Below are 23,290 nucleotides of genomic sequence, written 5' to 3' on the forward strand. Positions count from 1 at the left end.
ATGACGGCGGGCGAGGTCCTTTCGGTCTACCTGCAGCACCAGGCGACCGACTTCCTCCGCTCGCTGCGGCTGCACCGCGAGTCCGCGACGGACGCGCAGGGAGCCGAGGAGTCCCTGGCCGCGGCGCGCTCCCTGCGCCGCGCCGCCCGCCGTGTCGGCGCGACGCTCCACACGTTCCGTCCACTCCTGGACCAGGAGTGGACGGAGTCCCTCCGCCCGGAGCTGGCGTGGCTCTCGGGCACGCTGGCCCGTGAACACGCGTACGCTGCGCGGCTCGAACGGTTGCTGGGCGCCCTCCACCGGCTCTCGGCACCCCCGCCTGCGGCCCCCCTGCCGCCGCTCCGCGGCGGCTCTCCTCCCGCCCACCCACCCATGGGTGAACCAACGGGCGTACCCAAGCCCATCAGGTCTACTGGTTCCGTACCGGCTGTGGGCAGTCGTCCCGCAGGGCGGGACGGGTGGGCACAGCCCCACGCGCCGGGCGCCGCCAACTCCAGGACCGGCGCAGCCAACCTCCCCGGCCAAGGGCAAGGGCAAGGGCAAGGGCAAGGGCAAGGCGCCAAGAAGCCAACGGGCCAGCTGGCCCTCGGCGCCGCCAAGGCCGCCGCGCTGCTGGAGCGCCAGCTCACCCTCGCCCGCACCCGCGCCCACTCCGCCGCCCTCCAGGCCTTCGGCTCCTCCCGCTTCCACGCCGTCGCGGACAACGTCGCCGTCCTGGCCAGCGAGGTCCCCCTCCGCCCCGCCCCGGAGGCCGACCTCAAACCCCTGGCCGCGACGGCCGAGGCCCACCTCGAGGAGGCGGTCGCCGCCCTCCCCCTGCTCCTCGCGGGCCACCCGTACAACGCGGAGGCCCTCGTCCACGGCCTCGCCGCCGACACGGCACCGGAGGCCCAGGACGCCCCCTGGCTGAAGGTCCGCTCCCTGCTGCGCCTGCACCGCTACGCCCAGGAGGTGCTCCTCGGCGACGCCCCGCCCGACGCCCGCCTGCTCCACGCGGGCCAGGCCCTCGACCACCACCGCGAGGCGGCGGACGCCGCGGCCGCGGCGGCGTCGGCGGCCCGCACGCCCCGCATCGCCCCCGCCACCGCGTACGCCCTTGGCGTGCTCCACGCCGACCAGCGGCACGAGGTGGAGGCGGCGAGGTTCGCGTTCCAGCGGGCCTGGCTGCGCGAGGCGGTCACCACGTAAGGAAGGAAGGGCGAGGGCTCCATGGGCGGACCGGCACAAGACCCGATCAGCGCGGCGGGCTGCGTCCTGTGGCGCCGTTCCCCGGTGCACGGCGCCCTGGAGTTCTGCGTCGTGCACCGGCCCAAGTACGACGACTGGTCCTGGCCCAAGGGCAAGCTGAAGCCCGGCGAGACCCTCCTGGACTGCGCCGTGCGCGAGGTCGAGGAGGAGACCGGCTTCACCTGCGTACTGGGCCCGCCCCTCCCCGCGGCCCACTATCTGGCGAACGGCCGCCCCAAGGTCGTCCACTACTGGGCCGCCGAGGCGGGCCCCGGCCACTTCACCCCCAACCGCGAGGTCGACCGCATCCGCTGGCTCCCCGCACCCGAGGCCCGCGCCCGCCTCACCCAGTACCGGGACCGCCGCCTCCTGGACGTATGGCTCGGGGCGGCGCGCACCGCATGACGGCGCACGGCACAGCGCCGCACGCCCCCTCATTCGTCACGCGCCCGTCGCCGTAATCGGCCCGTGACCTAACCACAACGTCCGCGTAGGTTCACCGCTCGTTCACTTACGCCCATCGACCGCTTCACCTGATCTGCCTAATTTCGGCCTTACGTGATGCGTGGCGTGACCGCCCTGATCGCTCCCGCACCACGTGTTGGAACCAGCGATGGAACCTGCGGCCGTCCACGGCCTCCCCGAACCACTTCGCACGCCGCCACCACCGGCCGACCAAACGGCCCGGCGGCTCCCGGAAGGAACTCCCGAAAGTGAAGCTTCAGCGCATGAACCGGCGGGCCCTCACCCTCGGTGCTCTCGCCGTCTCCGGCGCCCTGGCCCTCACGGCGTGCGGCTCGGACGACACCGGCGACAAGGACGGCGGCAAGACGACCACCGCCAACAGCAAGATCGACTGTGAGGGCGCCAAGGGCCAGCTCATGGCCTCCGGCTCGTCCGCGCAGAAGGGTGCGATCGACGCCTGGGTCAAGCAGTACCGCGCGGCCTGCAAGGACGTGCAGCTGCAGTACAAGCCCGACGGCTCCGGCGCCGGCATCACCTCCTTCCTGCAGGGCCAGACCGCCTTCGCGGGCTCCGACTCGGCCCTGAAGCCGGAGGAGATCGCGCAGTCGAAGAAGGTCTGCAAGAGCAGCCAGGCCATCGACCTGCCGCTGGTCGGCGGCCCGATCGCGATCGGCTACAACGTCCCGGGCGTCGACAGCCTCACCCTGGACGCCAAGACCATCGCCGACATCTTCAACGACAAGATCAAGAACTGGGACGACAAGGCGATCAAGAAGCTCAACCCCGACGCCAAGCTCCCCAGCACCAAGATCCAGGCCTTCCACCGCTCCGACGAGTCCGGCACCACGGACAACTTCACCAAGTACCTGAAGGGCGCCGCCCCCTCCGCGTGGCCGTACGAGCCCGCCAAGAGCTGGGCGGCCAAGGGCGGCCAGTCCGCGAGCGGCTCCTCCGGCGTCGCCCAGCAGGTGAAGCAGACCGAGGGCGCCATCTCCTACATGGAGCTGTCGTACGCCAAGGAAGGCATCAAGACCGTCGACGTCAAGACGGGCGCCAAGGAGCCGGTCAAGGCCACCGTCGACAACGCCTCCAAGGCCATCGCCGAGGCCAAGGTCGTCGGCAAGGGCAAGGACCTGGCCATGGAGCTGAACTACAAGCCCACGGCCGAGGGCGCGTACCCGATCATCCTGGTCACGTACGAGATCGTCTGCGAGAAGAACAACAACAAGGAAACCCTCGCCACGACGAAGTCCTTCCTGAACTACATCGCCAGCGAGGACGGCCAGTCCGTGCTGAAGGACGAGTCCTACGCCCCGATGCCGACCGAGATCATCACCAAGGTCCGCGAGACCGTCAAGGGCCTGAGCTGACCTAAGAGCGCGGCCCGCCTCCCCGGCGGGCCGCGCCGTCCGGTGCACCGCCGCCTGGAGCCGCCCGCGCCCACCGCACGGCCGGCTCCGCAGACCGGAGAACCCCATGGACATACCCACCGACACACCTCCCCCGCCCTCGCACGTCGAGGACGCCAAGCCCACGACCACCGAGCAGAAGCGCGCCGCACGCGGCGCCACCCGCCCCGGTGACCGGATCTTCCTCGCCCTCTCCCGGGGCTCGGGCATCGCGCTGCTGCTGATCATGGCCGCCGTCGCGGCCTTCCTCGCCTACCGCGCGTCCATCGCCCTCGCGGACAACGAGGGCAACTTCCTCACCACCTTCGAGTGGGACCCCGCCGGCGTCATGCACGACGGCAAGCCCTACTTCGGCATCGCCGTCCTGGTCTTCGGCACCATCGTGAGCTCGATCATCGCGCTCGCCATCGCCGTGCCCGTGGCCGTCGGCATCGCGCTGTTCATCTCGCACTACGCGCCGCGCAAGCTGGCCGCCCCCATCGCGTACGTGATCGACCTGCTGGCCGCCGTGCCCTCGATCGTGTACGGCCTGTGGGGCGCCCTCGTCGTCGCCCCGAACCTCACCGGTCTCTACAGCTGGCTCGACGACTACTTCGGCTGGACCGGCATCTTCGAGTACGAGGGCGGCGCCCCGCGCTCCCTCATGACCGTCGGCATCCTGCTCGCGATCATGATCCTGCCGATCATCACCAACGTGAGCCGCGAGGTCTTCCTCCAGGTCCCGAAGATGCACGAGGAGGCCGCGCTCGCCCTCGGCGCCACGCGCTGGGAGGTCATCCGCATGTCGGTGCTCCCCTTCGGCCGCTCCGGCATCATCTCCGCCTCGATGCTGGGCCTCGGCCGCGCGCTCGGCGAGACGATCGCCGTGGCCACCGTGCTCTCCCCGAGCTTCCTGATCCAGACGTCCGTGCTCGACTACGGCGGCGGCACGTTCGCGCAGAACATCGCCAGCAAGTTCAGCGAGGCCAGCGAGTACGGCCGGGACGCCCTCATCGCCTCCGGTCTCGTCCTGTTCATCATCACGCTCCTCGTCAACGGCGCGGCCCGGCTGATCATCGCCCGCCGCAAGGAGTACTCGGGGGCCAACGCATGAGCACCACGACCGTCAAGCCCGCCCCCGTCAGCCTGAAGGCCGCGCGCCTGCCCCGCTGGGCGCCGTACGCCCTCGCGGCCGGCTCCCTCGCCGTCGCCGTCGCGGTCGGCCTCGGGGCGGGCCTGGAATCGCGCCTCCAGTGGGGCCTGATCGCGGCCCTGCTGTTCGTCGGCGCCTCCTACGCCCTCGCGGCCCGGGTGGAAGGCTCCCGCCAGGCCAAGGACCGCCTCGCCACCTCGGTGGTGTGGGTGATGTTCCTGCTCGCCGTCGTCCCGCTGGCGTCGCTGATCTACGAGACCGTCAAGCGCGGCGTGAAGGTCTTCGACGGCTACTTCCTGACCCACTCCATGGGCGTCGTCGCCGACGACGAGGCCGGCGGCGGCATCTACCACGCCATCATCGGCACCCTGGAGCAGGTCGGCCTCGCCTGCCTGATCGCCGTGCCGATCGGCCTGCTCACCGCGATCTACCTCGTCGAGTACGGCCGGGGCAAGCTCGCCAAGGCCGTCACCTTCTTCGTCGACGTCATGACGGGCATCCCGTCGATCGTCGCGGGACTGTTCGTCCTCAGCTTCTGGATCCTGATCCTGGACTTCGACTTCTCCGGCTGGGCCGGCGCCATGGCGCTGTCGATCCTGATGATGCCGGTGGTCGTGCGCTCCACCGAGGAGATGCTCAAGCTCGTCCCGAACGAGCTGCGCGAGGCCTCCCTCGCCCTCGGCGTACCGAAGTGGCGCACCATCCTGAAGGTCGTCCTGCCCACCGCCATCGGCGGCATCACGACCGGCGTCATGCTGGCCGTCGCCCGCATCGCGGGCGAGACCGCCCCCGTGCTGCTCCTGGTCTGGACGAACCCCTTCATCAACACGGACCCGTTCAACGGCCCGCAGGGCTCGCTGCCGCTGTACATCTACCAGCAGTACGCGTCCGGCACCGCCGCCGGCTACGACCGCGCCTGGGCGGCGGCGCTCGCCCTCATCGCCTTCATCATGATCCTCAACCTCGTGGCCCGCGGCATCGCCCGCTGGAAGGCCCCGCGGTATCGATGAGCGGCTCCGCCGCACGACAGGTCGCTGACGCGGCCAGAGCGACCGACAGCAGTACCCCTCATTTCCGAAAGCAGTGATCCCCATGGCCAAGCGAATCGACGTCTCGGGCCTCAATGCCTACTACGGATCGCACAAGGCGATCGAAGACATCTCCATGACGGTCGAGCCCCGCTCGGTGACGGCCTTCATCGGCCCCTCCGGCTGCGGCAAGTCCACGTTCCTGCGCACCCTGAACCGCATGCACGAGGTCACCCCCGGCGGCCGCGTCGAGGGCAAGGTGCTCCTCGACGGCGACGACCTCTACGGCTCCGGTGTCGACCCGGTGAACGTGCGCCGCACCATCGGCATGGTCTTCCAGCGCCCGAACCCGTTCCCGACCATGTCGATCTACGACAACGTCGCGGCGGGCCTGAAGCTCAACGGCGCGTACAAGAAGTCCGAGCTGAACGACGTCGTCGAGAAGTCCCTCAAGGGCGCCAACCTCTGGAACGAGGTCAAGGACCGCCTGAACAAGCCGGGCTCCGGCCTCTCCGGCGGCCAGCAGCAGCGCCTGTGCATCGCCCGCGCCATCGCCGTGGAGCCCCAGGTCCTCCTCATGGACGAGCCCTGCTCCGCCCTCGACCCGATCTCCACGCTCGCCATCGAGGACCTGATCGGCGAGCTGAAGGAACGGTTCACGATCGTCATCGTGACGCACAACATGCAGCAGGCGGCCCGCGTCTCGGACCGCACGGCCTTCTTCAACCTCGCGGCGGTCGGCCAGCCCGGCAAGCTCATCGAGATCGACGAGACCGAGCGCATCTTCTCCAACCCGTCGGTCCAGGCCACCGAGGACTACATCTCCGGCCGCTTCGGCTGAGCCACCCCGACTCCCCGCGGTGCTGCATGGCGGTGCCACCGCAGGGACGCAAAAGGGCCCGCCCCCCTGGCTTCCATCCAGGGGGGCGGGCCCGCGGCACTCTCCAACCCAGCTCGCGAAGCCTTTCAGCCCGGCTCGGCAAATATCCAGCCCGTCCGGCGTTTGAGGACGAGGCGCGAAGCGCCAACTGCTTTTCGGGGGTGCTAGGGGGCTGGCCCCCTAGTTCGGGAAGGGGCGGGCCTGGGGCGCACCGCGAGGCCTACAGGAACGCCAGATTCACGATCCAGAAGCTGAGCGCAGCGACAAGCGCGGCCGCAGGCATGGTGATGAACCACCCAAGAATGATGTTCTTGGCGACCCCCCACCGCACCGCGTTGACCCGCTTCGTGGCCCCCACACCCATGATCGCCGAGGTGATGACATGCGTCGTGGAAATGGGCGCGTGGAACATGAAGGCGGTGGTGAACATGATCCCCGCCCCCGTGGTCTCCGCGGCGAACCCCTGCGGCGGATCAAGCTCAATGATCTTCCGCCCGAGGGTCCGCATGATCCGCCACCCACCGGCGTACGTACCGAGCGACAGCATCACCGCACAGGAGAGCTTCACCCACACCGGAATGGGATCGCCCGCGTCCTCGACGTCGGCGATGACGAGCGCCATCACCACGATGCCCATGGTCTTCTGCGCGTCCTGAAGACCGTGCCCGAGCGCCATGCCGGCCGCCGAGACGGTCTGCGCGATACGGAAACCCCGCTTCGCCTTGTGCGGATTCGACTTGCGGAACATCCACATGATCGCGCACATCACCAGATAGCCGACCAGGAGCCCGACCAGCGGCGACAGGAACATCGGGATGACGATCTTCTCGACGACCCCGGACCAGATGACCCCGATCCCACCCGCGAGCGCCGCACCCACGAGACCGCCGAACAGCGCGTGGGACGAGGACGAGGGCAGGCCGAAGTACCAGGTGACCAGGTTCCAGACGATCGCGCCGACGAGCCCGGCGAAGAGGATCCACATCCCCTTCGTGCCGTGCGGCGTCTCGATCAGCCCCTCGCTCACGGTCTTGGCGATGCCGCTGCCGAGGAACGCGCCGGCGAGGTTCATGACCGCGGCCATCGCGAGCGCCGCGCGGGGCGTCAGGGCCCGGGTGGAGACGGATGTGGCGATGGCGTTCGCGGAGTCGTGAAAGCCATTCGTGTACGTGAAACCGAGCGCGACGCCAATGGTCACGACCAACGCAAAGGTGTCCACGAAGCCTCAGGACTCCTTGACCGCGATGGTCTCCACGGTGTTGGCGACGTGCTCGAACGCGTCGGCCGCCTCTTCCAGCACATCGACGATCTGCTTGAGCTTCAGCACCTCGATGGCGTCGTACTTGCCGTTGAAGAGGTGCGCGAGCAGCTTGCGGTGGATCTGGTCGGCCTGGTTCTCCAGACGGTTGACCTCGATCCAGTATTCGGTGAGGTTGGCCATGGTGCGCAGATTCGGCATCGCCTCGGCCGTCAGCTCGGCGGCCCGGGCGAGCACCTCGATCTGCTGCTCGACGCCCTTGGGGAGCTCCTCGATCTGGTACAGGACGACCAGGTCGACGGCCTCCTCCATGGCGTCCATGATGTCGTCGAGCGACGACGCGAGGGAGTAGATGTCCTCACGGTCGAACGGCGTGATGAACGAGGAGTTCAGCTGGTGGAAGATCGCATGCGTCGCGTCGTCCCCCGCGTGTTCGGCGGCCCGCATACGCTCTGCGATCTCGGCTCGGGCCGAGGCGTCGGCCCCGAGCAGTTCCATCAGGAGCTTGGAGCCCGTGACGATGTTGTCCGCGGATGCGGCGAACATGTCGTAGAAGCTCGTCTCCCTGGGGGTCAGACGAAAACGCACGTGGGGTCCTCGGGGTGCTTTGGATGCGGTCAGGCTGATGCTAGGCGCATCATCCGGCCACTGCTAACCGGCCGGACCCCAGTGTCGCCCATCAGGCACAGTGATCAGCACACCACCCAAGAAATCCGGTACCATATACCCACCCAGGGTATATACCGGGGGACGCACAGGAGGATGCGATGACGACCACGGAGGCGGCGGCCGCGCCCGGCGGCGATGTCGAGAAGCAGCCGCAGGAGCACCTGGCCCACCAGACGCACGGCTACCACAAGCAGAAGGACGAGCACCTCAAGCGCCTGCGCCGCATCGAGGGGCAGATCCGCGGCCTCCAGCGCATGGTCGAGGAGGACGTCTACTGCATCGACATACTCACGCAGGTCTCCGCGGGCACGAAGGCACTCCAGTCCTTCGCGCTGCAGCTCCTCGAGGAGCACCTGCGGCACTGCGTCGCCGACGCGGCCCTCAAGGGCGGCGACGAGATCGACGCGAAGGTGGAGGAGGCGACGAAGGCGATCGGGCGGATGCTCCGCACGTGACGCCTGCGGCGGGCTGGGCGGGGACTACGGCACCCCCACCCACTCACCCGCGGCGCTCCGCGCTGAGGTCCACCGCGCGGTGCCTGGTAAACGGGTGGGCGGGTGGGAGAAATTCCCGCCGCGAAGCGGCGGGGCCGTGGGAGGTCAGAACCCCGGTCGGGGTTCCGCCATCTCCTCCGGCCCGTCGGAGACCCTGAGCACCTCGTCGATCCGGTCCGCACTGAGCCGCTCACCGCGCGCGGCCGACGCCGCGATGATCAGTTCGCCGCACAGCTCGATCTCGGCGAGGGCAACGTGGTCCTGAACCGCTGTGCCGCCGATAGGAGCCACGTTCACCACCTCTTCCTGACCACGGTTGTGCCGGTACCGGCTTCCTAGAGTAGGGAGCGCCCTACGCACCGCGCATGACACGGACGGACCATATTGCGACTACCGCTCGGCGATCTTCCCCGCGTAGATGTCCCGCTCCGCGGGCAGCCGTACGCCGGCCCGGGCGCCGAAGCCGTACAGCGAAGTGGTCGACGCCACATCGGCGTTGGCGACCGCGAACCGGTGCCGGATCCTGCGCGGCAGACCCCGGTCGTCGAGGTACGCGTCGAACCGCACCCCGCTCTTGCTGAACCCTTTCGCCGCCGCGGCCCGCAGCGCTCCCCTGTGGTCCTCCGCCGCGCTCTTCGCGGCGCGCGCCAGGTCCGCGACCCCTCGGTAGTGGTGTACGTCGACGCCGTCGAGCCGGGTCCGGCCCGCGTACGTCACGTCGTGCGCGCCGCGCAGGAGTTCGGCGGCGACGAGCGGGTCGGTGGCGCCGCCGGTGACGAGGTTCCCGTCGGACAGGGACTCCGTCTCGACGCGCACCCACTTGTCGGCGGGCACCCCGGCCCCGCGGTTCTTCATGTAGAGGTCGCCGTCCGCCATCAGCTCGGTGACCGGCGGCTTCCGCCTGCCGCGGTCCGCCGGGTCCTGCGGCAGCACGACGCGGAACCGCCCCACGCGCCGCGCGTAGTCGTACGCCCCCTCGCCGCGGATCGTCACGCGGGTGCCGCCGCTGGCCATCTCCATGGACGTACGCGCCTGGGAACTGCCCGCGCGTACGAGGGAGTCGGCGACGCGCCGCACCGTGCCCGCCGGGTCGGCCGCCCTCGGGTCGTCGCTCGCCGCGGCCCCGCCGCCGGAACACCCCGTCACGAGCGCCATGAGCCCCACCGCCGCCGCCCCGACCACCGCACTGCCCGCGTGCCTGCGCTGCTGCCCCATCGCCCTGCCGACCCCCAGCCTCTCCCGGCGTCAACCAGCCGTGTCGTCTCGACTAACGACCGGTACGGGGTGTTGTCACGCGGTATCGCGTTCACCCGTTGGGCGTACCGTGGGTCCGTGCCCGAGCAGCGACCTCCCGAAGCACCGCACCGCACCTCCACCGTCGATAACGGCCGCTTCTGCGCCGCACGCTGTACCTGCGGCTGGCGGGGCCCGGCCCGCAGAGCCCGAAGCAAGGCCCGCACAGACGCCACCGCCCACGCCCTCCAAGAGGGCGCGCCCACCTCCCCCTGACCCCCGCACCCGCCGACGACGGGCAACCCCCACAGGGGGCGTCCACCCCCGTCCGACCAGAAACGGGCGGGCGGGTGGGAAACAACGCCGCGCGCAGCGCGGCGCACCACCCACCGACCCGCACCCGGCCCCGATACGCCCCCGGCCCGCCGCTTCGCGGCGAGAGCTACCCCGCCCGCCCACCCCATTCGCCGCCGACGGCGGGGAACCCCCGCTGGGGGCAGTCACCCCGCGGGACGCTGGAAACGGGCGGGCGGGTGGGAGAAGGCCGCCGCGGTAGCGGCGGGGGCCCGCAGTCGGCGACGGCGGCCCCCCACTCACCGGAACCCCGGGGGGCCTGGCGCCGTCTCGATGGGCGGGAAGCAACGGGAGGGCTCAATGGAACGACGTACGTTCATCGGCACGGCCGCAACCGCCGCCGCACTGGCGGCAACCGGCACCGCCGCCTGCACCAGCGGCAACGGGAACGGCAGCGGCGCAGGCGCTGGCACACGCACAGCGACCGCCGCAACAACCGGCACCACACCGATAAGAACGGCCGCCGCCTCCGCCCCCGCGAGCCTCGCCGCCCTGGCCAGGGACCTGGACGGCGTCCTGGTCCGCCCGAACGAGGCCAAGTGGGCCACGGCACGCCAGCTGTACAACACCCGCTTCGACGACCTGAAGCCCACCGCGGTGGCGTACGTCGCGCACCCCGACGACATCCGCACCACGCTCGCCTACGCCCGCGCGCACGACGTGCGCGTGGCGATCCGCAACGGCGGCCACTCCTACGCGGGCTGGTCCTCCGGCACCGGCAAGCTCATCGTCGACGTGTCGAAGCTGAACCGCGTCCGCGCGAGCGGGAACAGCGCCACCATCGGCGGCGGCGCCAAGCTCATCGACGTCTACCGCTCCCTCGCCGCGAAGGGCGTCACGATCCCCGCGGGCTCCTGCCCGACGGTCGGCATCAGCGGTCTGACCCTGGGCGGCGGCCACGGCGTGGTCTCCCGCGCGTACGGCCTGACCTGCGACAGCCTCACCTCCGCGACCCTGATCACGGCGGACGGCAAGCAGCTCACGGCCGACAAGTCGCAGCACAAGGACCTCTTCTGGGCCCTGCGCGGCGCCGGCAACGGCAACTTCGGCGTCGTCACGGAGCTGACGTTCCGTACGCACCCGGCGCCGCAGGCCGTGTCCGCGTACCTCACCTGGCCCTGGTCGAAGGCCGCCGCCGTCCTCAAGGCCTGGCAGGAGTGGGGGCCCTCGCAGCCGGACGAGATCTGGTCGTCGCTGCACCTCGCGGCCGTGCCGGGCGGCACGCCCACCCTCTCCGTCGCCGCGTTCTCGCTCGGCACGTACGGCGGCCTGCAGAACGCCGTGGACCGGCTCGCCGACAAGGCGGGCTCCCCGGCCCGCAGCGTCTCCCTGAAGCGCCGCTCGTACGAGGAGGCGATGGAGGTGTACGCGGGCTGCTCGTCGTTCGCGTCGGACGCGCAGTGCCATCTGCCGGGCGCCACGCCGGGCCGCACCCCGAGCGGGGCCCTCGGCCGGGAGACGTACGCGGCCCGCTCGGACTTCTTCGACCGCTCCCTGTCGGCGGCCGGGATCCGCGCGCTGCTCAACCAGATCGAGAACGTGCGCGGCCCCCGCGGCACCGCGGGCAGCATCGCCCTGACCGCGCTCGGCGGCGCCGTCAACCGCGTCGACCCGACGGCCACCGCGTTCGTGCACCGCCGTTCGCGCATGCTCGCCCAGTACATCGTGTCGTGGCGCGCGGGCACGTCCGGATCCGGCTCGCAGTCCTGGCTGGCGGCGGCCCACGGTGCGATGCGGCGCTACGCGTCCGGGGCCGCGTACCAGAACTACACGGACGCGACGCTCACCAACTGGCGCGAGGCGTACTACGGCCAGGCGGCGCCGCGCCTGAAGAAGGTGAAGAAGACGTACGACCCGTCGCGCTTCTTCACGTTCCCGCAGGCGCTGTAGTCCCGGAGCCGTGTGGTTCCGGGTGGGCGCGCCCGTCCGGAACCCGTTCGGCCCCGCCCGGAACCCGTTCGGCCCCGCAGGACCGGCCCCCGGGTGGCCCGTCGCCGCCCGGCCCGCTGGCCTGGGGGCATGACTCCACACATAGCGATGGCCGCGACCGCGGCCCTGGTTCTCTCGGCGGCCCCCGTCGCCGCCGGACACTCCGACGCGGGGCCCCTGGCCCTCGTCTCCGCGGGCGTCACCGCGCTCGCGGGCGCCGCCGGGCTCTGGCTCCTGCGCCGCCGCGCGGCCGAGCGGGCCGCCCCGTGCACGGCGCCCGACGCGTCTACGCCGCGAGGCCCTTCTCGTCCGACCCCGCGGACTCCTGCTCCGGCAGCGCCGCTACCGGCTCCACCCCACGCGCCCCCCGCCACACGAGGCGGGAACCCTTCGCGGAGCGCCCCACCGCCTTGGTGAGCGGCGTCAGGAGCACCATCGCGAGCGGCGAGAGCAGCAGCGCGACGGCCGTGCCGAGCGCGAAGCCGCCGACCACGTCGGTCGGGTAGTGCACGCCCATGAAGACCCGGCAGAAGCCCTCGGCCACGGCGAGCGCGATCCCGGCGATGCCGAACCTGCGGTTCGCGACGAACAGGCCGACGCCGATGGCCATGGCGAGCGTCGCGTGGTCGCTGACGAAGGAGTAGTCGGTCTTGCCGTCGACCAGGACGTCCAGGCCCTGGTGGTCGACGAAGGGGCGGGGGCGCTCCACGAACCCGCGTATCGGCACGTTCACCAGGACGGCGATGGCCGCGGCGAGCGGTGCCCAGACGACGGCGGCGACCGAGGTGGCGGCGTCGTCGAGCGTGCCGCGCCTGCGGGCGCCCCACCAGCACCACAGGACGAGCAGGACCAGGGCGAGCAGGATTCCGTACTCGCCGACGAATTCCATGGTGCGGGCGAACCAGCCCGGGGAGTCCTCCGCCAGGCCGTTGATGTCGTAGAGCAGGCTGACGTCGGGGTTCGACCCGGGTGCATCGAGTCCAGCCATGGTGCCGCGGCCCCTTGTCCTCATCACTCACGAGCGCGCTCCGCCGCGCGCCCTTCCACCAACCCCCGTGGTCCGTGCCGTACCAGTCAAGGGAACGTGCGGTCCCCTTCACTACGTTCCACTCTCCACCGAAAGATCACTCAGACGTTATCGAAGAGAGACTCATCACCGCAGCTCAGGGGGGTCCTTTAACGCAGGGTTCAAGCCAGATCACACGGCGCACGCGCCGTGCGCGCGCCTCCGCTCACGCCGCCGGTCAGACCTCCGCGCCGCCGTCCGCCCCCGAGGGGGAGGGTTCGGGCGTGCCGGTGGGCTTGTCCGACGGCCCACTTGACGGCTTGCTCGACGGCTCGCTCTCCGGCCGGTCCACACGCTTCTCGGGGCGCTTCTCGGGCAGCGCTTTTGCGCCATCTTCCGTGACTCGCGTGGCACCGAAGTAGTCAGGAGTGTCAATGGGGTCGAAGCGGATCACCGCGCCGGGCCTGGGCGCGTCGATCATGTAGCCGCCGCCCACATAGATACCGACGTGCCGGATGGCCCGCGAGTTGCTGAGGTCGTCGGAGAAGAACACCAGATCGCCGGGGAGGAGCTCGTCCCGCTTGGGGTGCGGCCCCGCGTTGTACTGGTCGTTGGCGACGCGCGGCAGCTCGACCCCGACGCTGCGGTACGCGGCCAGGGTGAGGCCCGAGCAGTCGAACCGGCCGTTCTGGTCGGAGGTGCCGTTGCCGCCCCACAGGTACTCGGTGCCGAGCTTCTTCTGCGCGTAGTAGATGGCGCCCGCCGCCTGCTGCGACGGCCGCACCCGGCCGATGGGCCGCGCGAAGCTCTTCTCCAGGGTCGTGATGATCTGGACGTAGTTCTGCGTCTCGCGGTACGGCGGTACGCCGCCGTACTTGATGACGGCGTAGGCGCCCGCGTTGTACGCCGCGAGCATGTTCTTCGTCGGGTCGCCGGGGGCGTCCTCCACGTACTTGGCGAGCTTGCAGTCGTACGACGCGGCGGAGGGGATGGCGTCCTTGGGGTCCCAGACGTCCCGGTCCCCGTCGCCGTCACCGTCGATGCCGTGGGTCGCCCACGTCCCGGGGATGAACTGCGCTATGCCCTGCGCCTTGGCCGGGCTCTTCGCCTGCGGGTTGAACCCGCTCTCCTGGTACAGCTGGGCGGCGAGCAGGGCCGGGTTGATGGCCTTGCACAGGTTGCCCCACTTCTGGACGATGGGCTGGTACGTGGTCGGCACGGCACCCTTGGCCAGCCCCACGTTCCCGCCGCCGGACCCGCCCGCGAGGCTCCCCGCCGCGACGAACGTCCCGACGACGAGCAGCCCGATGAACCCCATGGACCCGCTGAACGCGACGGTCGCCAGCAACCACGCCTTACGCACCGTCAACCACCCCTCGCCCACCGGGAGTCCGCCGCGCTCAGTGTAGAGGCGCACCCCCCGGCCGGGGTGGAGGACCGCGACAGCCAGAACGCATACTCGAAGCCGCCCCCCGCCCGCACCCCCAAGGAGACGCCACCCATGACCGACGGACACCCCGACCTGCACTGGGTCCGCGCCGCCCCGGACGACGAGCAGGGCCCGGGCCCCTGGATCGAGCTCGCCTTCGGCCCGGCCGACACGGTCCACCTGCGCACGACCGACGACCCGGACAACGTGGTCACGACGACCCGCAGAAAGTGGGACGCGTTCGTGCTCGGCGTACAGGCGGGCGAGTTCGACCACTTCGTCGAGGGGGTCGAAGGGAGCGAGGGGGTCTGAGCGATGCGGGAGACACACGAGACGCGAGAGACACGGCTGCGCGAGGCGCGGCCCGACGACCACGCCCGCGTCGTCGCCGCCGTACGCACGTGGTGGACCGACCGCTCCCCGGCCGAGATGCGCGAGCTCTCCCTGCTCCTGCCGAAGCTGTTCCTGCAGTTCTTCGCGCGCACCAGCCTCGTACGGGAGGACGAGACCGGCATCCGCGCCTTCCTGGTCGGCTTCCATCCGGCCGACCTGCCCGACGAGGCGTACATCCACTTCGTCGGCGTGGACCCGGCGCTGCGCGGGCGGGGTGTGGGCCGCGAGCTGTACGAGGCCTTCTTCCGGGGCGCCGCCGACGCGGGCCGCACGCGGGTGCGGGCGGTGACCTCGCCGACGAACACCGGATCCATCGCCTTCCACCGGTCCATGGGGTTCGGCATCGAGACGGGTGACGCCGTGGGGCCGGGCGGGGTGTCCGTGCACACCGGCTACGACGGTCCCGGGCTCGACCGGGTCTGCTTCCTGCGGCGGCTGCAAGCAGGCCGGAAGCAGACCGTCACGGGTGATTGACGGAGCGCCAGCTTTGCCGGACCGTAGGGGAGTTGGACGTCTGGGGAGGCGTCCGCACGGGAGCATTCCGCGTCCGCACGGGAGTCTTCCGCGTTCCCGGTGTTCTACGTTCTCGGTGTTCTACGTTCTACGGCTGGGGGGAGCCGCCGATGGGACCCAACGACCCCAGAGACGAGCCGCGCGACGATCGGCACGGCGCGCCCGGGGAGCCGCACGAGCCCGCCGACAGCCCTCCCGGCGCCTTCGGCCCGCCACCGCCCGCGTACGCCCCGCACCCCGCCGCCCCGCCGCCACCGCTGCCGCAGCAGCCGCCCGCGGCCCCGCCCGGACCTCCCCCCGCGTCTCCCCCGGCGTCAGCCCCGGCGCCCCCGCCCTACGGCCCCCCGGAGCTCCTGGAGCCCCCCGCCGCCGCGCCCCCGCCCGAGCCCGCGCCGCCCGCGCCGCCCGAGCCGCTGCGGCCCGTCGCCGCCGCGGTGCTCAACCTCAGCGGGCTCGGCCTCGGCTATGTGCTCGTCCGGGCCTGGCTGCCCGCCGTCCTGTGCTGGGCGGCGACCGCCGCGCTGCTCCTGGCCGCCCTGCCCGCCGACGTGAACGGCGTCCCCGGCGGCGTCCTCGTCGGATACGCCGCCTTCCTCGTGCTCGCCGCCGCCGACGCGGCCCGCCGGGCCCGCCGCACCGCCCTCGCCTGGCGCCTGCGCGCCCCGCTCGCCGCCGGGCTCGGCGTCGTCCTCCTCGCCGTCCCCGCCACCGGCGCCTACGCCTACGACGCCGCGCACGACGACGCCGTCGAGGAGATGCTGCTCGACCGGCTCGACAACGCCGACCAGTTGGTCAAGGACCGGTCCGGACAGCCCTTCACGGCCGCCGAGAGCGACTACCGCACCGCCATGGGCATCTACCGGCGCCTCGTCGACGACCACGCCGGATCCAAGGCCGCCGACCGCGTGCCCGACCGCCTCGACGCGTACTACAGATCCGTCGCCGCGCCCTACGCCGACCGCCAGTACTGCGAGGCCGTCGCGCCCCTGAAGTATCTGCGCACGCTGCCCCGCAGCCTCGGCAAGGACCGCCTCGGCACCCTCGCCACCTGGCCCGACAACCGGCTCGCCACCTCCCTGTACGAGTGCGGGATGGCCTCCCTCGACAAGGGCGACCCCGCGCAGCTGCGGGAGCTGCTCGCCTCCTTCCCCGGCTCCGACGCCGCCGGGAAGGTGGTCCCCGGCCTCAGCGCCGCCGTCGACGACCGTGCGCGGGGCATCGAGGGCTCCGACCCCTGCACGGCCACCGAGAAGGTGAACCGCATCGCCGCCGTCGCCCACGGCCTGCCCGACGACGCCGGCGACCCGGTCGTCGCCAAGACCGACCGCGCCGCCGAGTCGGGCGACTACGCCTGCGGCGTGGACTCCTTCAAGGACGACCAGTTCACCGAGGCCGCCAAGAAGCTGCGCGACTTCGCCACGACGTACCCGGACAGCGACAGGCGCGAGCGCGCCCGGACCATCGCCATCGCCGCCGAGATCGCCGCCGAGCGCCCCCAGGCGGGCCGGAAGCTGCCCGCACAGCGCGGCCCCGGGTCCGGCCAGGAGTTCGTCGTCAAGAACGACGGGCCGAGCGCCGTCGAGGTCCTGTTCACCGGGCCCGCGACCGGCAGCGTCAAGCTCGGCGCCTGCGCGGGCTGCTCGACGTACGACAGCAGGGCCGAGGGCAAGAGCAAGGCCTGCAAGGCCGGCGGCAAGAGCTACCCGCAGCGGACCCTGCGCCTGCCGCCCGGCGAGTACCACTTCCTCTACAAGCGCGGCGCCGGCGGCACCGGCCTGGTCCGCAACCACAGCGACGGCGCCAAGGTCCAGAGCGGCTACCGCTACACGGACTGCACCTACGTCGTCAGCGGCGGCATCGGCGACCTCGACGGCCTGACCTGAAAGCCTCCCTGAATCGACGTCAGAGGCCACGCCGGGCATTCATTGCCCGGCGTCTAGTCGCGTGATACACAGAGTGACCATACGTTCCTTCGTATACCGTTCTGCGCTCCGCGTGGCACGGCTACGCGGGTTGCGTACGACGAAACGTACGAAGTCGGCCAACGAATGGCGTCAACGCGGCACGCTCCGGCCCGATTGTCGGCGACAATGAGCTCCGTCCTCTGCACTGCGGTAGGCAGAGGTGGGCAGAGGTGCACGAACAACCCACTAGGGGCGGTGAGTTACACATGCTTTTGGCAGCCGAGAAGGGCGACATCACCACCATCATCGGTGGGATCGCCCCCGACTGGGGTCCCTTCGGAACCCTCGGCAACGAGGCACGCGTGATGATCGAGGTCGTGATGGCCGTGGCCATCCTGCTGTGCCTGGGCATCGCGATCTGGGGCGCGGCCAAGCAGCGCATCGGCGCGACCGCGCTGCGCGACACCTTCAGCGCGGAGCAGGGCAAAGGCCTGATCATCGCGGGCCTCACCGGCGTCTTCATCATCGGCTCACTCGGCACGCTGTTCACCATCGTGTACGGCATGGCGGTCTGAACCCTTCCTTCCACCCCCGTCCGTCGTGCCCACCGGCTGAGGTTGCAACTCCCTGATGTCGAGTCACCACACCGCGCCCGCGCGGAATCCAGCACGGCTACCGTCGTATCCGGTGCACCTGGCGGACTCGGCGGACAAGGAAGAGGTTGAGGGGACGTGCGCGGCATGAGCGATGACGATGACCTCTTCGGCGGGACCGGCGAGACCCGGACGCGGCTCCCCGAGGGCGACGGCCCCGACGGGTACGGCACGGCGCGCAGATCCGGCCGTTCCCCGGGCCGCGGCGGCCGCTCGTCCTCGCGCAGCCTCATCACGGTCGTGGGCGTCGTGGTCCTCCTCATCGCCGCCATCGCCTTCGCGAACCAGGACGACTCGTCGTCCGGCGGGGGCGACGGGGGCCGCGGGGGCGGCAAGGGGGCGGAGGCGGCGCCCACCGCACCGTCCGGGGAGCGGCCGGTGAGCGGGAAGAACGGGGGGATTCCGGGGGGGTTCGGGAAGAGTGAGCAGGGGGTGCAGAGCGCCGCGGCCAACTACGCGGTGGCGCTCGGCTCCGCCGAGATGTTCGACAAGTCCAAGCGCGACGGCATCCTCAGCACCATCATGGCCCCGGCCAGCGTCGGCAGGTTCAAGACGGAGCTCGACAAGGCGTACACCGCGGGCTTCTTCAAGAACGTGGGCCTGAACGCGGACGGCTCGACGCCGAGCGGCTACCAATTCGTCTCCCGCACGAACCCGATCGGCACCAAGGTCACCGCGTTCTCCGGCGGCAAGGCCACCGTGGAGACCTGGTGCGGCGGCCTGCTCGGGCTCGCGGGCGAGCGGTCCACCAAGCCCGTCACCAGCAGCTGGTTCACGATCACCATGAAGCTGGCGTGGATCGACGGCGACTGGAAGATCACCACGCACTCCCAGAAGGACGGTCCCGCCCCGGTCCCTGGCGACGACCGCGCGTCCGGCTCCGACGAGATCGCCGAGGCGGTCGAAGGGTACGGAGGGTTCACCTATGCCCGGTAGTCGCCCCGTGCTCAAGCTCGCCGCCGCGCTGGCGGCCGTACAGACCGTGGTGCTCCTCCACGCGGCGCGCGCCACGGCCGCGCCCGACGACCCCTGCAAGCTCATCCACGGCCCCGCCAAGAAGTACTGCCAACAAGGCGAAGGCGGCGACAGCGGCACCCCCAAGTCGCCCGGCGACAACGACGCGCTCTCCCAGCTCGACCCCCTGTCCGCCCTCGCCCGCGGCTTCGGCGACGCCGCCTCATGGATCGTCAACAAGCTCACGGAGTACGTGAACGACACGGCCGCGGTCGACTTCACCAACCAGAAGTTCCTGCAGCAGTACGCCGTGGTGTTCGCCGCGTCGACCGTCCTGACGCTCATCGTGTGGCTGCTCGCGGTCACCAAGCGGGCGGTGCGCGGCGTGCCGCTGCTCACGGCCCTGTCGGAGGCCATCGGGTTCCTGTGGCTGACGGTGCTCGCGTCCGCGTTCACCCCGCTGATCCTGTCCACCGTCGTGTCCGCGACCGACGGGATCTCCGAGGTGCTCGCCAAGTCGGTGGGCGGCGAGACCGACCAGTTCTTCGGCACGTTCTCGCAGGCCCTCGACAAGGGCGAGAACATCGGCGGCGGCCCCATCATGCTGATCGTCGTGTCCGCCGTGTCCATCGCCGCCGCGGGCATCCTCTGCCTCGAACTGGTGATCCGTGCCGCGATGCTGTACGTCGGCGCGCTGCTCGGCACGGTCGTGTACTCGGGCCTCGTCGACAAGAACACCTGGGGCCGCATCCGCCGCTGGGCGGGCCTGATGGTCGCCATCATCCTGGTGAAGCCCATCATCGTGATCGTGCTCGGCGTCGCGGGCGCGCTGCAGGGCGAGGACGGCCCCGACTCCCTGTCGGCCGTCGTCTCCGGCCTCTCCGTGATCCTGCTCGCCATCTTCGCGAGCGCCTCCATCTACCGGTTCGTCCCCGGCTTCGGCGACGACATCATGGCCACCCGCAACAACCGCCTCATGCGCGGCGCCGAGAACAGGGCCGCCACCGCCCTCAACTCCCCCGCCGCCTGGGTCGCCCAGGGCATCCGCACCCACAGCGCCCGCTCCAACGGCAAGGCGGGCGGCGGCAAGGCCGGCGGCGGCGACACCCCGCCCCAGGCGGCCACCGCCAACGCCGTGGGCAGCGGCATGTCCTCGCACGCCCACCGGCAGCCCGCGCCCGCCCCGAACAGCGGCGGATCTGTCCCCTCCGCCGCACCCCCGCCCCGTACCAGCCCGTCCAACACCCCGCACGCGGGCAACCGCGGCGGCAGTACCAACAGCACAGGAGGTGAAGGGCGTTGACGACCCAGTCCCATGTGTCCCCACCGGTCACGCCCCGCCGCACCTATCTGATCGGCCGCGCCCGGCCCAACGCCGTCATCGGCCGCAACCGCGAGACCGGCGAGATCGCGCTGATCATCGGCGGCGCCTTCCTCGGCATGATGTGCGGCATCCTCATCCCCTTCCTCGCCCCGCGCATCGTGCTGCTCATGGGCTTCCCGCTGCTCGCGATCGCCGCGGTGTACGTCCCGTACAAGGGGCGCACGTTCTACAAGTGGTTCGAGATCAACCGCAGCTACAAGCGGTCCTTGCGGCGCGGCACCGCCTACCGCTCGACCGCCGCCGAAGCGGGCGTACGGCTCGACGGACGCGAGATCGAGATCGGCCCGCCGCCCGGCATCGGCCGCATCAGCTGGCTGGCCGCGCCCTTCGGCCCCGACGAGATCGCCGTCCTGCTGCACGCCGACCGGCGGACCGTGACCGCCGCCATCGAGATCGAGGGCCCCGGCGTCGGCCTGCGCGACAGCGAGGACCAGGAGGCCCTCGTCGACCGCTTCGGCACGCTGCTCAAGCACGTCGCCAACGGCGACGGCTTCGTGACGCGCCTTCAGATGCTGGCCCGTACGCTGCCCGCCGACCCGGACGCGCACGCCAAGGACGTCTCCGCGCGCGGCGACGACCGCGCGCTGCCCTGGCTCCAGCACAGCTACGACCAGCTCCAGTCGATGGTGTCCACCAGCAGCGAGCAGCACCGCGCCTACCTCGTCGCCTGCATGCACTACTCCCGCGACCTGGCCGCCGAGGCCCAGGCGATGGCCCGCGCCGCCCGGCCGCAGGGCGGCAGGAAGCTCGACCGCGACGCCGGGCTCGCCGTCGTCATGGCCCGCGAGCTCACCGACATCTGCTCGCGCCTCCAGGAAGCGGACATCCGGGTCCGCCAGCCCCTCGGCCAGGGCCGCCTCGCCTCCCTCATCCACTCCATGTACGACCCGGACCACCCCATCGACCACATCCAGGCGATGACGAAACGGAACGCCTGGCCCGCCGAGCTCGACGCCATGGAGCCCACGTACCTCCAGGCCAAGACCCGCGAGTCGTCCACCCGTGCCCCCTGGTGCCACTCCACGGCCTGGGTGAAGGAGTGGCCGATGACGCCCGTCGGCGTCAACTTCCTCGCGCCGCTGCTCGTGCACACCCCGGACGTCATCCGCACCGTCGCCGTCACGATGGACCTGGAGCCCACCGAGGTCGCCATCGAGCGCATGCTCACGGAGAAGACCAACGACGAGGCGGAGGCCAGCCGCCAGGCCAAGATGAACCGCACCGTCGACCCCCGCGACATCGCCTCGCACTCCCGCCTCGACCAGCGCGGCGAGGACCTCGCGAGCGGCGCGGCGGGCGTCAACCTCGTCGGCTACATCACGGTGTCGTCCCGCTCCCCCGAAGCTCTGGCACGTGACAAGCGCACGATCAGGGCGTCGGCGGGGAAGTCATATTTGAAGCTGGAGTGGTGCGACCGCGAGCACCACAGGGCGTTCGTGAACACGCTGCCGTTCGCGACCGGCATCCGGCGATGACGACGACGATGACGGTGACGGTGACGGTGACGACGGCGCGGGTCACCGGGCCGAGGCGTAAGGGTGTGAAGGTGCCATGCGGGACCCGCTGACCGTCCTCACGGACGCGTTCACGTCCTTCCTGTTCGGGAAGGTCGAGACGATGCGCCTCCCGGTGCGTACGTCGACCGGGCAGGCCCAGGCGGTCTACCTGCCGACGGCCGCGCCGGGGCTCGGCGACTCGGGCGTGATCATCGGCCGCGAGGTGTACTCCGGCAAGGGCTACATCTACGACCCGTTCCAGCTGTACGGCCAGCAGCTCCCGGCCCCGCACTGGCTGGTGCTCGGCGAGTCCGGCAACGGCAAGTCCGCCCTGGAGAAGACGTACGTCCTGCGCCAGCTGCGGTTCAAGGACCGCCAGGTCGTCGTCCTCGACGCGCAGGGCGAGGACGGCGTCGGCGAGTGGAACCTCATCGCGCAGGAGCTGGGCATAACTCCCATCCGGCTCGACCCGACGGCCGCCCTTGACATGGGCATCCGCCTCAATCCCCTGGACCCGGCGATCACGACCACGGGCCAGCTCGCGCTGCTCCGCACGATCATCGAGGTCGCGATGGGCCACGGCCTCGACGAGCGCTCCGGCTTCGCCCTCAAGGTCGCGCACGCGTACGTGAACGAGACCATCGTCGAGCGCCAGCCCGTCCTCACCGACATCGTCGAGCAGCTCCGCCACCCCGAGGCGGAGTCCGCCGAGGCGATGAACGTCGCCATAGACGACGTCCGCGCCTGGGGCCTCGACGTCGCCCTCGTCCTCGACCGCCTCGTGGACGGCGACCTGCGCGGCATGTTCGACGGGCCGACGACCGTCGGCATCGACCTGGACGCGCCCCTCATCGTCTTCGACCTGTCCCACATCGACCGGAACTCCATCGCCATGCCGATCCTCATGGCGATCGTCGGCGTCTGGCTCGAGCACACCTGGATCCGCCCCGACCGGAAGAAGCGCATCTTCCTCGTCGAGGAGGCCTGGCACATCATCAACTCGCCCTTCGTGGCGCAGCTGTTCCAGCGCCTGCTGAAGTTCGGCCGCCGCCTCGGCCTGTCCTTCGTGGCGGTCGTCCACCACCTCTCGGACGTCGTCGACGGCGCCGCGGCGAAGGAGGCCGCCGCCATCCTCAAGATGGCGTCCACCCGCACCATCTACGCCCAGAAGGCCGACGAGGCCCGCGCCACCGGGCGCGTGCTCGGCCTGCCCCGCTGGGCCGTCGAGATCATTCCCACGCTGACCCCCGGCATCGCCGTCTGGGACGTCAACGGCAACGTCCAGGTGGTGAAACACCTGATCACGGAAACGGAACGCCCCCTGGTCTTCACCGACCGCGCCATGACGGAGTCCGCGAGCGACCTGCTCGCGTCCTCCGACGCGCTCGCGGCGGCCGAACGGGAGGCGGAGGAGAGGGCGGCGTACATGGAGCAGCAGATGGGCGAAGGCCCGGGGACCTCCCGCTCGACGGTGGCCTGA

The 23,290-nt window shown here is 71.1% G+C and carries 22 protein-coding genes; 16 read left to right on the plus strand and 6 right to left on the minus strand.

Annotation, left to right across the window (positions count from 1 at the left end; genetic code table 11):
* From ACFWZ5_RS26250 to pstB, 6 genes are all read left to right on the plus strand, one after another.
* Complete coding sequence (locus ACFWZ5_RS26250) at positions 1 to 1,188, plus strand: CHAD domain-containing protein (protein WP_384805093.1); 1,188 nt, start codon at positions 1 to 3, stop codon at positions 1,186 to 1,188.
* A gap of 21 nt (positions 1,189 to 1,209) precedes the next feature.
* A complete protein-coding gene (locus tag ACFWZ5_RS26255; RefSeq protein WP_384805083.1) occupies positions 1,210 to 1,632 on the plus strand; it encodes an NUDIX hydrolase in 423 nt (140 codons plus the stop codon).
* Between the two features lie 308 nt (positions 1,633 to 1,940).
* The gene (gene pstS, locus ACFWZ5_RS26260; protein ID WP_384805081.1) at positions 1,941 to 3,062 is read left to right on the plus strand and encodes a phosphate ABC transporter substrate-binding protein PstS; all 1,122 of its coding nucleotides are present in this window, start codon (positions 1,941 to 1,943) and stop codon (positions 3,060 to 3,062) included.
* Between the two features lie 106 nt (positions 3,063 to 3,168).
* Positions 3,169 to 4,194 carry a phosphate ABC transporter permease subunit PstC gene (gene pstC, locus ACFWZ5_RS26265; protein WP_384806650.1) on the plus strand — a complete coding sequence of 342 codons (1,026 nt, stop codon included), beginning with the start codon at positions 3,169 to 3,171 and terminating at the stop codon, positions 4,192 to 4,194.
* Positions 4,191 to 5,243 carry a phosphate ABC transporter permease PstA gene (pstA, locus tag ACFWZ5_RS26270; protein WP_384806648.1) on the plus strand — a complete coding sequence of 351 codons (1,053 nt, stop codon included), beginning with the start codon at positions 4,191 to 4,193 and terminating at the stop codon, positions 5,241 to 5,243. The genes pstC and pstA overlap by 4 nt, the downstream gene beginning before the upstream one ends.
* A gap of 82 nt (positions 5,244 to 5,325) precedes the next feature.
* Positions 5,326 to 6,102, plus strand: a complete 777-nt coding sequence (gene pstB, locus ACFWZ5_RS26275; RefSeq protein WP_384806646.1) for a phosphate ABC transporter ATP-binding protein PstB — start codon at positions 5,326 to 5,328, stop codon at positions 6,100 to 6,102.
* 259 nt (positions 6,103 to 6,361) lie between these two features.
* Here the strand turns inward: pstB and ACFWZ5_RS26280 are convergent, their stop codons facing one another.
* The gene (locus tag ACFWZ5_RS26280; protein WP_384806366.1) at positions 6,362 to 7,360 is read right to left on the minus strand and encodes an anion permease; all 999 of its coding nucleotides are present in this window, start codon (positions 7,358 to 7,360) and stop codon (positions 6,362 to 6,364) included.
* A 6-nt stretch (positions 7,361 to 7,366) separates the two neighbouring features.
* Positions 7,367 to 7,987, minus strand: a complete 621-nt coding sequence (locus ACFWZ5_RS26285) for a DUF47 domain-containing protein (RefSeq protein WP_384806368.1) — start codon at positions 7,985 to 7,987, stop codon at positions 7,367 to 7,369.
* A 179-nt stretch (positions 7,988 to 8,166) separates the two neighbouring features.
* On the opposite strand from ACFWZ5_RS26285, the gene ACFWZ5_RS26290 reads away from it, so the two are divergent.
* Positions 8,167 to 8,523 (plus strand): metal-sensitive transcriptional regulator, encoded by a 357-nt coding sequence (locus tag ACFWZ5_RS26290; RefSeq protein WP_384806370.1) that lies wholly within the window; start codon positions 8,167 to 8,169, stop codon positions 8,521 to 8,523.
* 144 nt (positions 8,524 to 8,667) lie between these two features.
* Here the strand turns inward: ACFWZ5_RS26290 and ACFWZ5_RS26295 are convergent, their stop codons facing one another.
* Entirely contained in the window at positions 8,668 to 8,859 is a 192-nt protein-coding gene (locus ACFWZ5_RS26295; RefSeq protein WP_384806372.1) for a hypothetical protein, read from the minus strand.
* A 93-nt stretch (positions 8,860 to 8,952) separates the two neighbouring features.
* Positions 8,953 to 9,777, minus strand: coding sequence for a hypothetical protein (locus ACFWZ5_RS26300; RefSeq protein WP_384806374.1), 825 nt, complete (start codon positions 9,775 to 9,777; stop codon positions 8,953 to 8,955).
* A gap of 672 nt (positions 9,778 to 10,449) precedes the next feature.
* On the opposite strand from ACFWZ5_RS26300, the gene ACFWZ5_RS26305 reads away from it, so the two are divergent.
* Positions 10,450 to 12,039 carry an FAD-binding oxidoreductase gene (locus ACFWZ5_RS26305; RefSeq protein ID WP_384800009.1) on the plus strand — a complete coding sequence of 530 codons (1,590 nt, stop codon included), beginning with the start codon at positions 10,450 to 10,452 and terminating at the stop codon, positions 12,037 to 12,039.
* A gap of 325 nt (positions 12,040 to 12,364) precedes the next feature.
* Here the strand turns inward: ACFWZ5_RS26305 and ACFWZ5_RS26310 are convergent, their stop codons facing one another.
* Both ACFWZ5_RS26310 and ACFWZ5_RS26315 read right to left on the minus strand, forming a co-directional pair.
* A complete protein-coding gene (locus ACFWZ5_RS26310) occupies positions 12,365 to 13,066 on the minus strand; it encodes a phosphatase PAP2 family protein (protein ID WP_384800006.1) in 702 nt (233 codons plus the stop codon).
* Positions 13,067 to 13,322: 256 nt separating this feature from the next.
* Entirely contained in the window at positions 13,323 to 14,447 is a 1,125-nt protein-coding gene (locus ACFWZ5_RS26315; RefSeq protein WP_384800003.1) for an NlpC/P60 family protein, read from the minus strand.
* Between the two features lie 138 nt (positions 14,448 to 14,585).
* Here ACFWZ5_RS26315 and ACFWZ5_RS26320 point away from each other — a divergent pair, with 138 nt between their 5' ends.
* From ACFWZ5_RS26320 to ACFWZ5_RS26355, 8 genes are all read left to right on the plus strand, one after another.
* A complete protein-coding gene (locus ACFWZ5_RS26320; RefSeq protein ID WP_384800001.1) occupies positions 14,586 to 14,825 on the plus strand; it encodes a DUF397 domain-containing protein in 240 nt (79 codons plus the stop codon).
* A gap of 3 nt (positions 14,826 to 14,828) precedes the next feature.
* Complete coding sequence (locus ACFWZ5_RS26325; RefSeq protein WP_384799999.1) at positions 14,829 to 15,380, plus strand: GNAT family N-acetyltransferase; 552 nt, start codon at positions 14,829 to 14,831, stop codon at positions 15,378 to 15,380.
* A gap of 149 nt (positions 15,381 to 15,529) precedes the next feature.
* Positions 15,530 to 17,302, plus strand: a complete 1,773-nt coding sequence (locus ACFWZ5_RS26330) for a tol-pal system YbgF family protein (RefSeq protein ID WP_384799996.1) — start codon at positions 15,530 to 15,532, stop codon at positions 17,300 to 17,302.
* Positions 17,303 to 17,589: 287 nt separating this feature from the next.
* Positions 17,590 to 17,898 (plus strand): hypothetical protein, encoded by a 309-nt coding sequence (locus tag ACFWZ5_RS26335; protein ID WP_188337772.1) that lies wholly within the window; start codon positions 17,590 to 17,592, stop codon positions 17,896 to 17,898.
* 165 nt (positions 17,899 to 18,063) lie between these two features.
* Positions 18,064 to 18,912: a hypothetical protein gene (locus tag ACFWZ5_RS26340; protein ID WP_384799993.1), complete on the plus strand. Its 849-nt coding sequence runs from the start codon at positions 18,064 to 18,066 to the stop codon at positions 18,910 to 18,912.
* On the plus strand, positions 18,902 to 20,233 hold the full coding sequence (locus ACFWZ5_RS26345; protein WP_384799990.1) for a hypothetical protein: 1,332 nt from the start codon (positions 18,902 to 18,904) through the stop codon (positions 20,231 to 20,233). Before ACFWZ5_RS26340 ends, ACFWZ5_RS26345 begins: the two co-directional genes overlap by 11 nt.
* Complete coding sequence (locus ACFWZ5_RS26350) at positions 20,230 to 21,789, plus strand: SCO6880 family protein (protein ID WP_384799987.1); 1,560 nt, start codon at positions 20,230 to 20,232, stop codon at positions 21,787 to 21,789. Before ACFWZ5_RS26345 ends, ACFWZ5_RS26350 begins: the two co-directional genes overlap by 4 nt.
* Positions 21,790 to 21,865: 76 nt before the next feature.
* Positions 21,866 to 23,290 (plus strand): ATP-binding protein, encoded by a 1,425-nt coding sequence (locus tag ACFWZ5_RS26355; protein ID WP_384799984.1) that lies wholly within the window; start codon positions 21,866 to 21,868, stop codon positions 23,288 to 23,290.

Origin of the sequence: Streptomyces sp. NPDC059003, from assembly GCF_042740445.1 — a bacterium.
Lineage (GTDB): Bacteria > Actinomycetota > Actinomycetes > Streptomycetales > Streptomycetaceae > Streptomyces.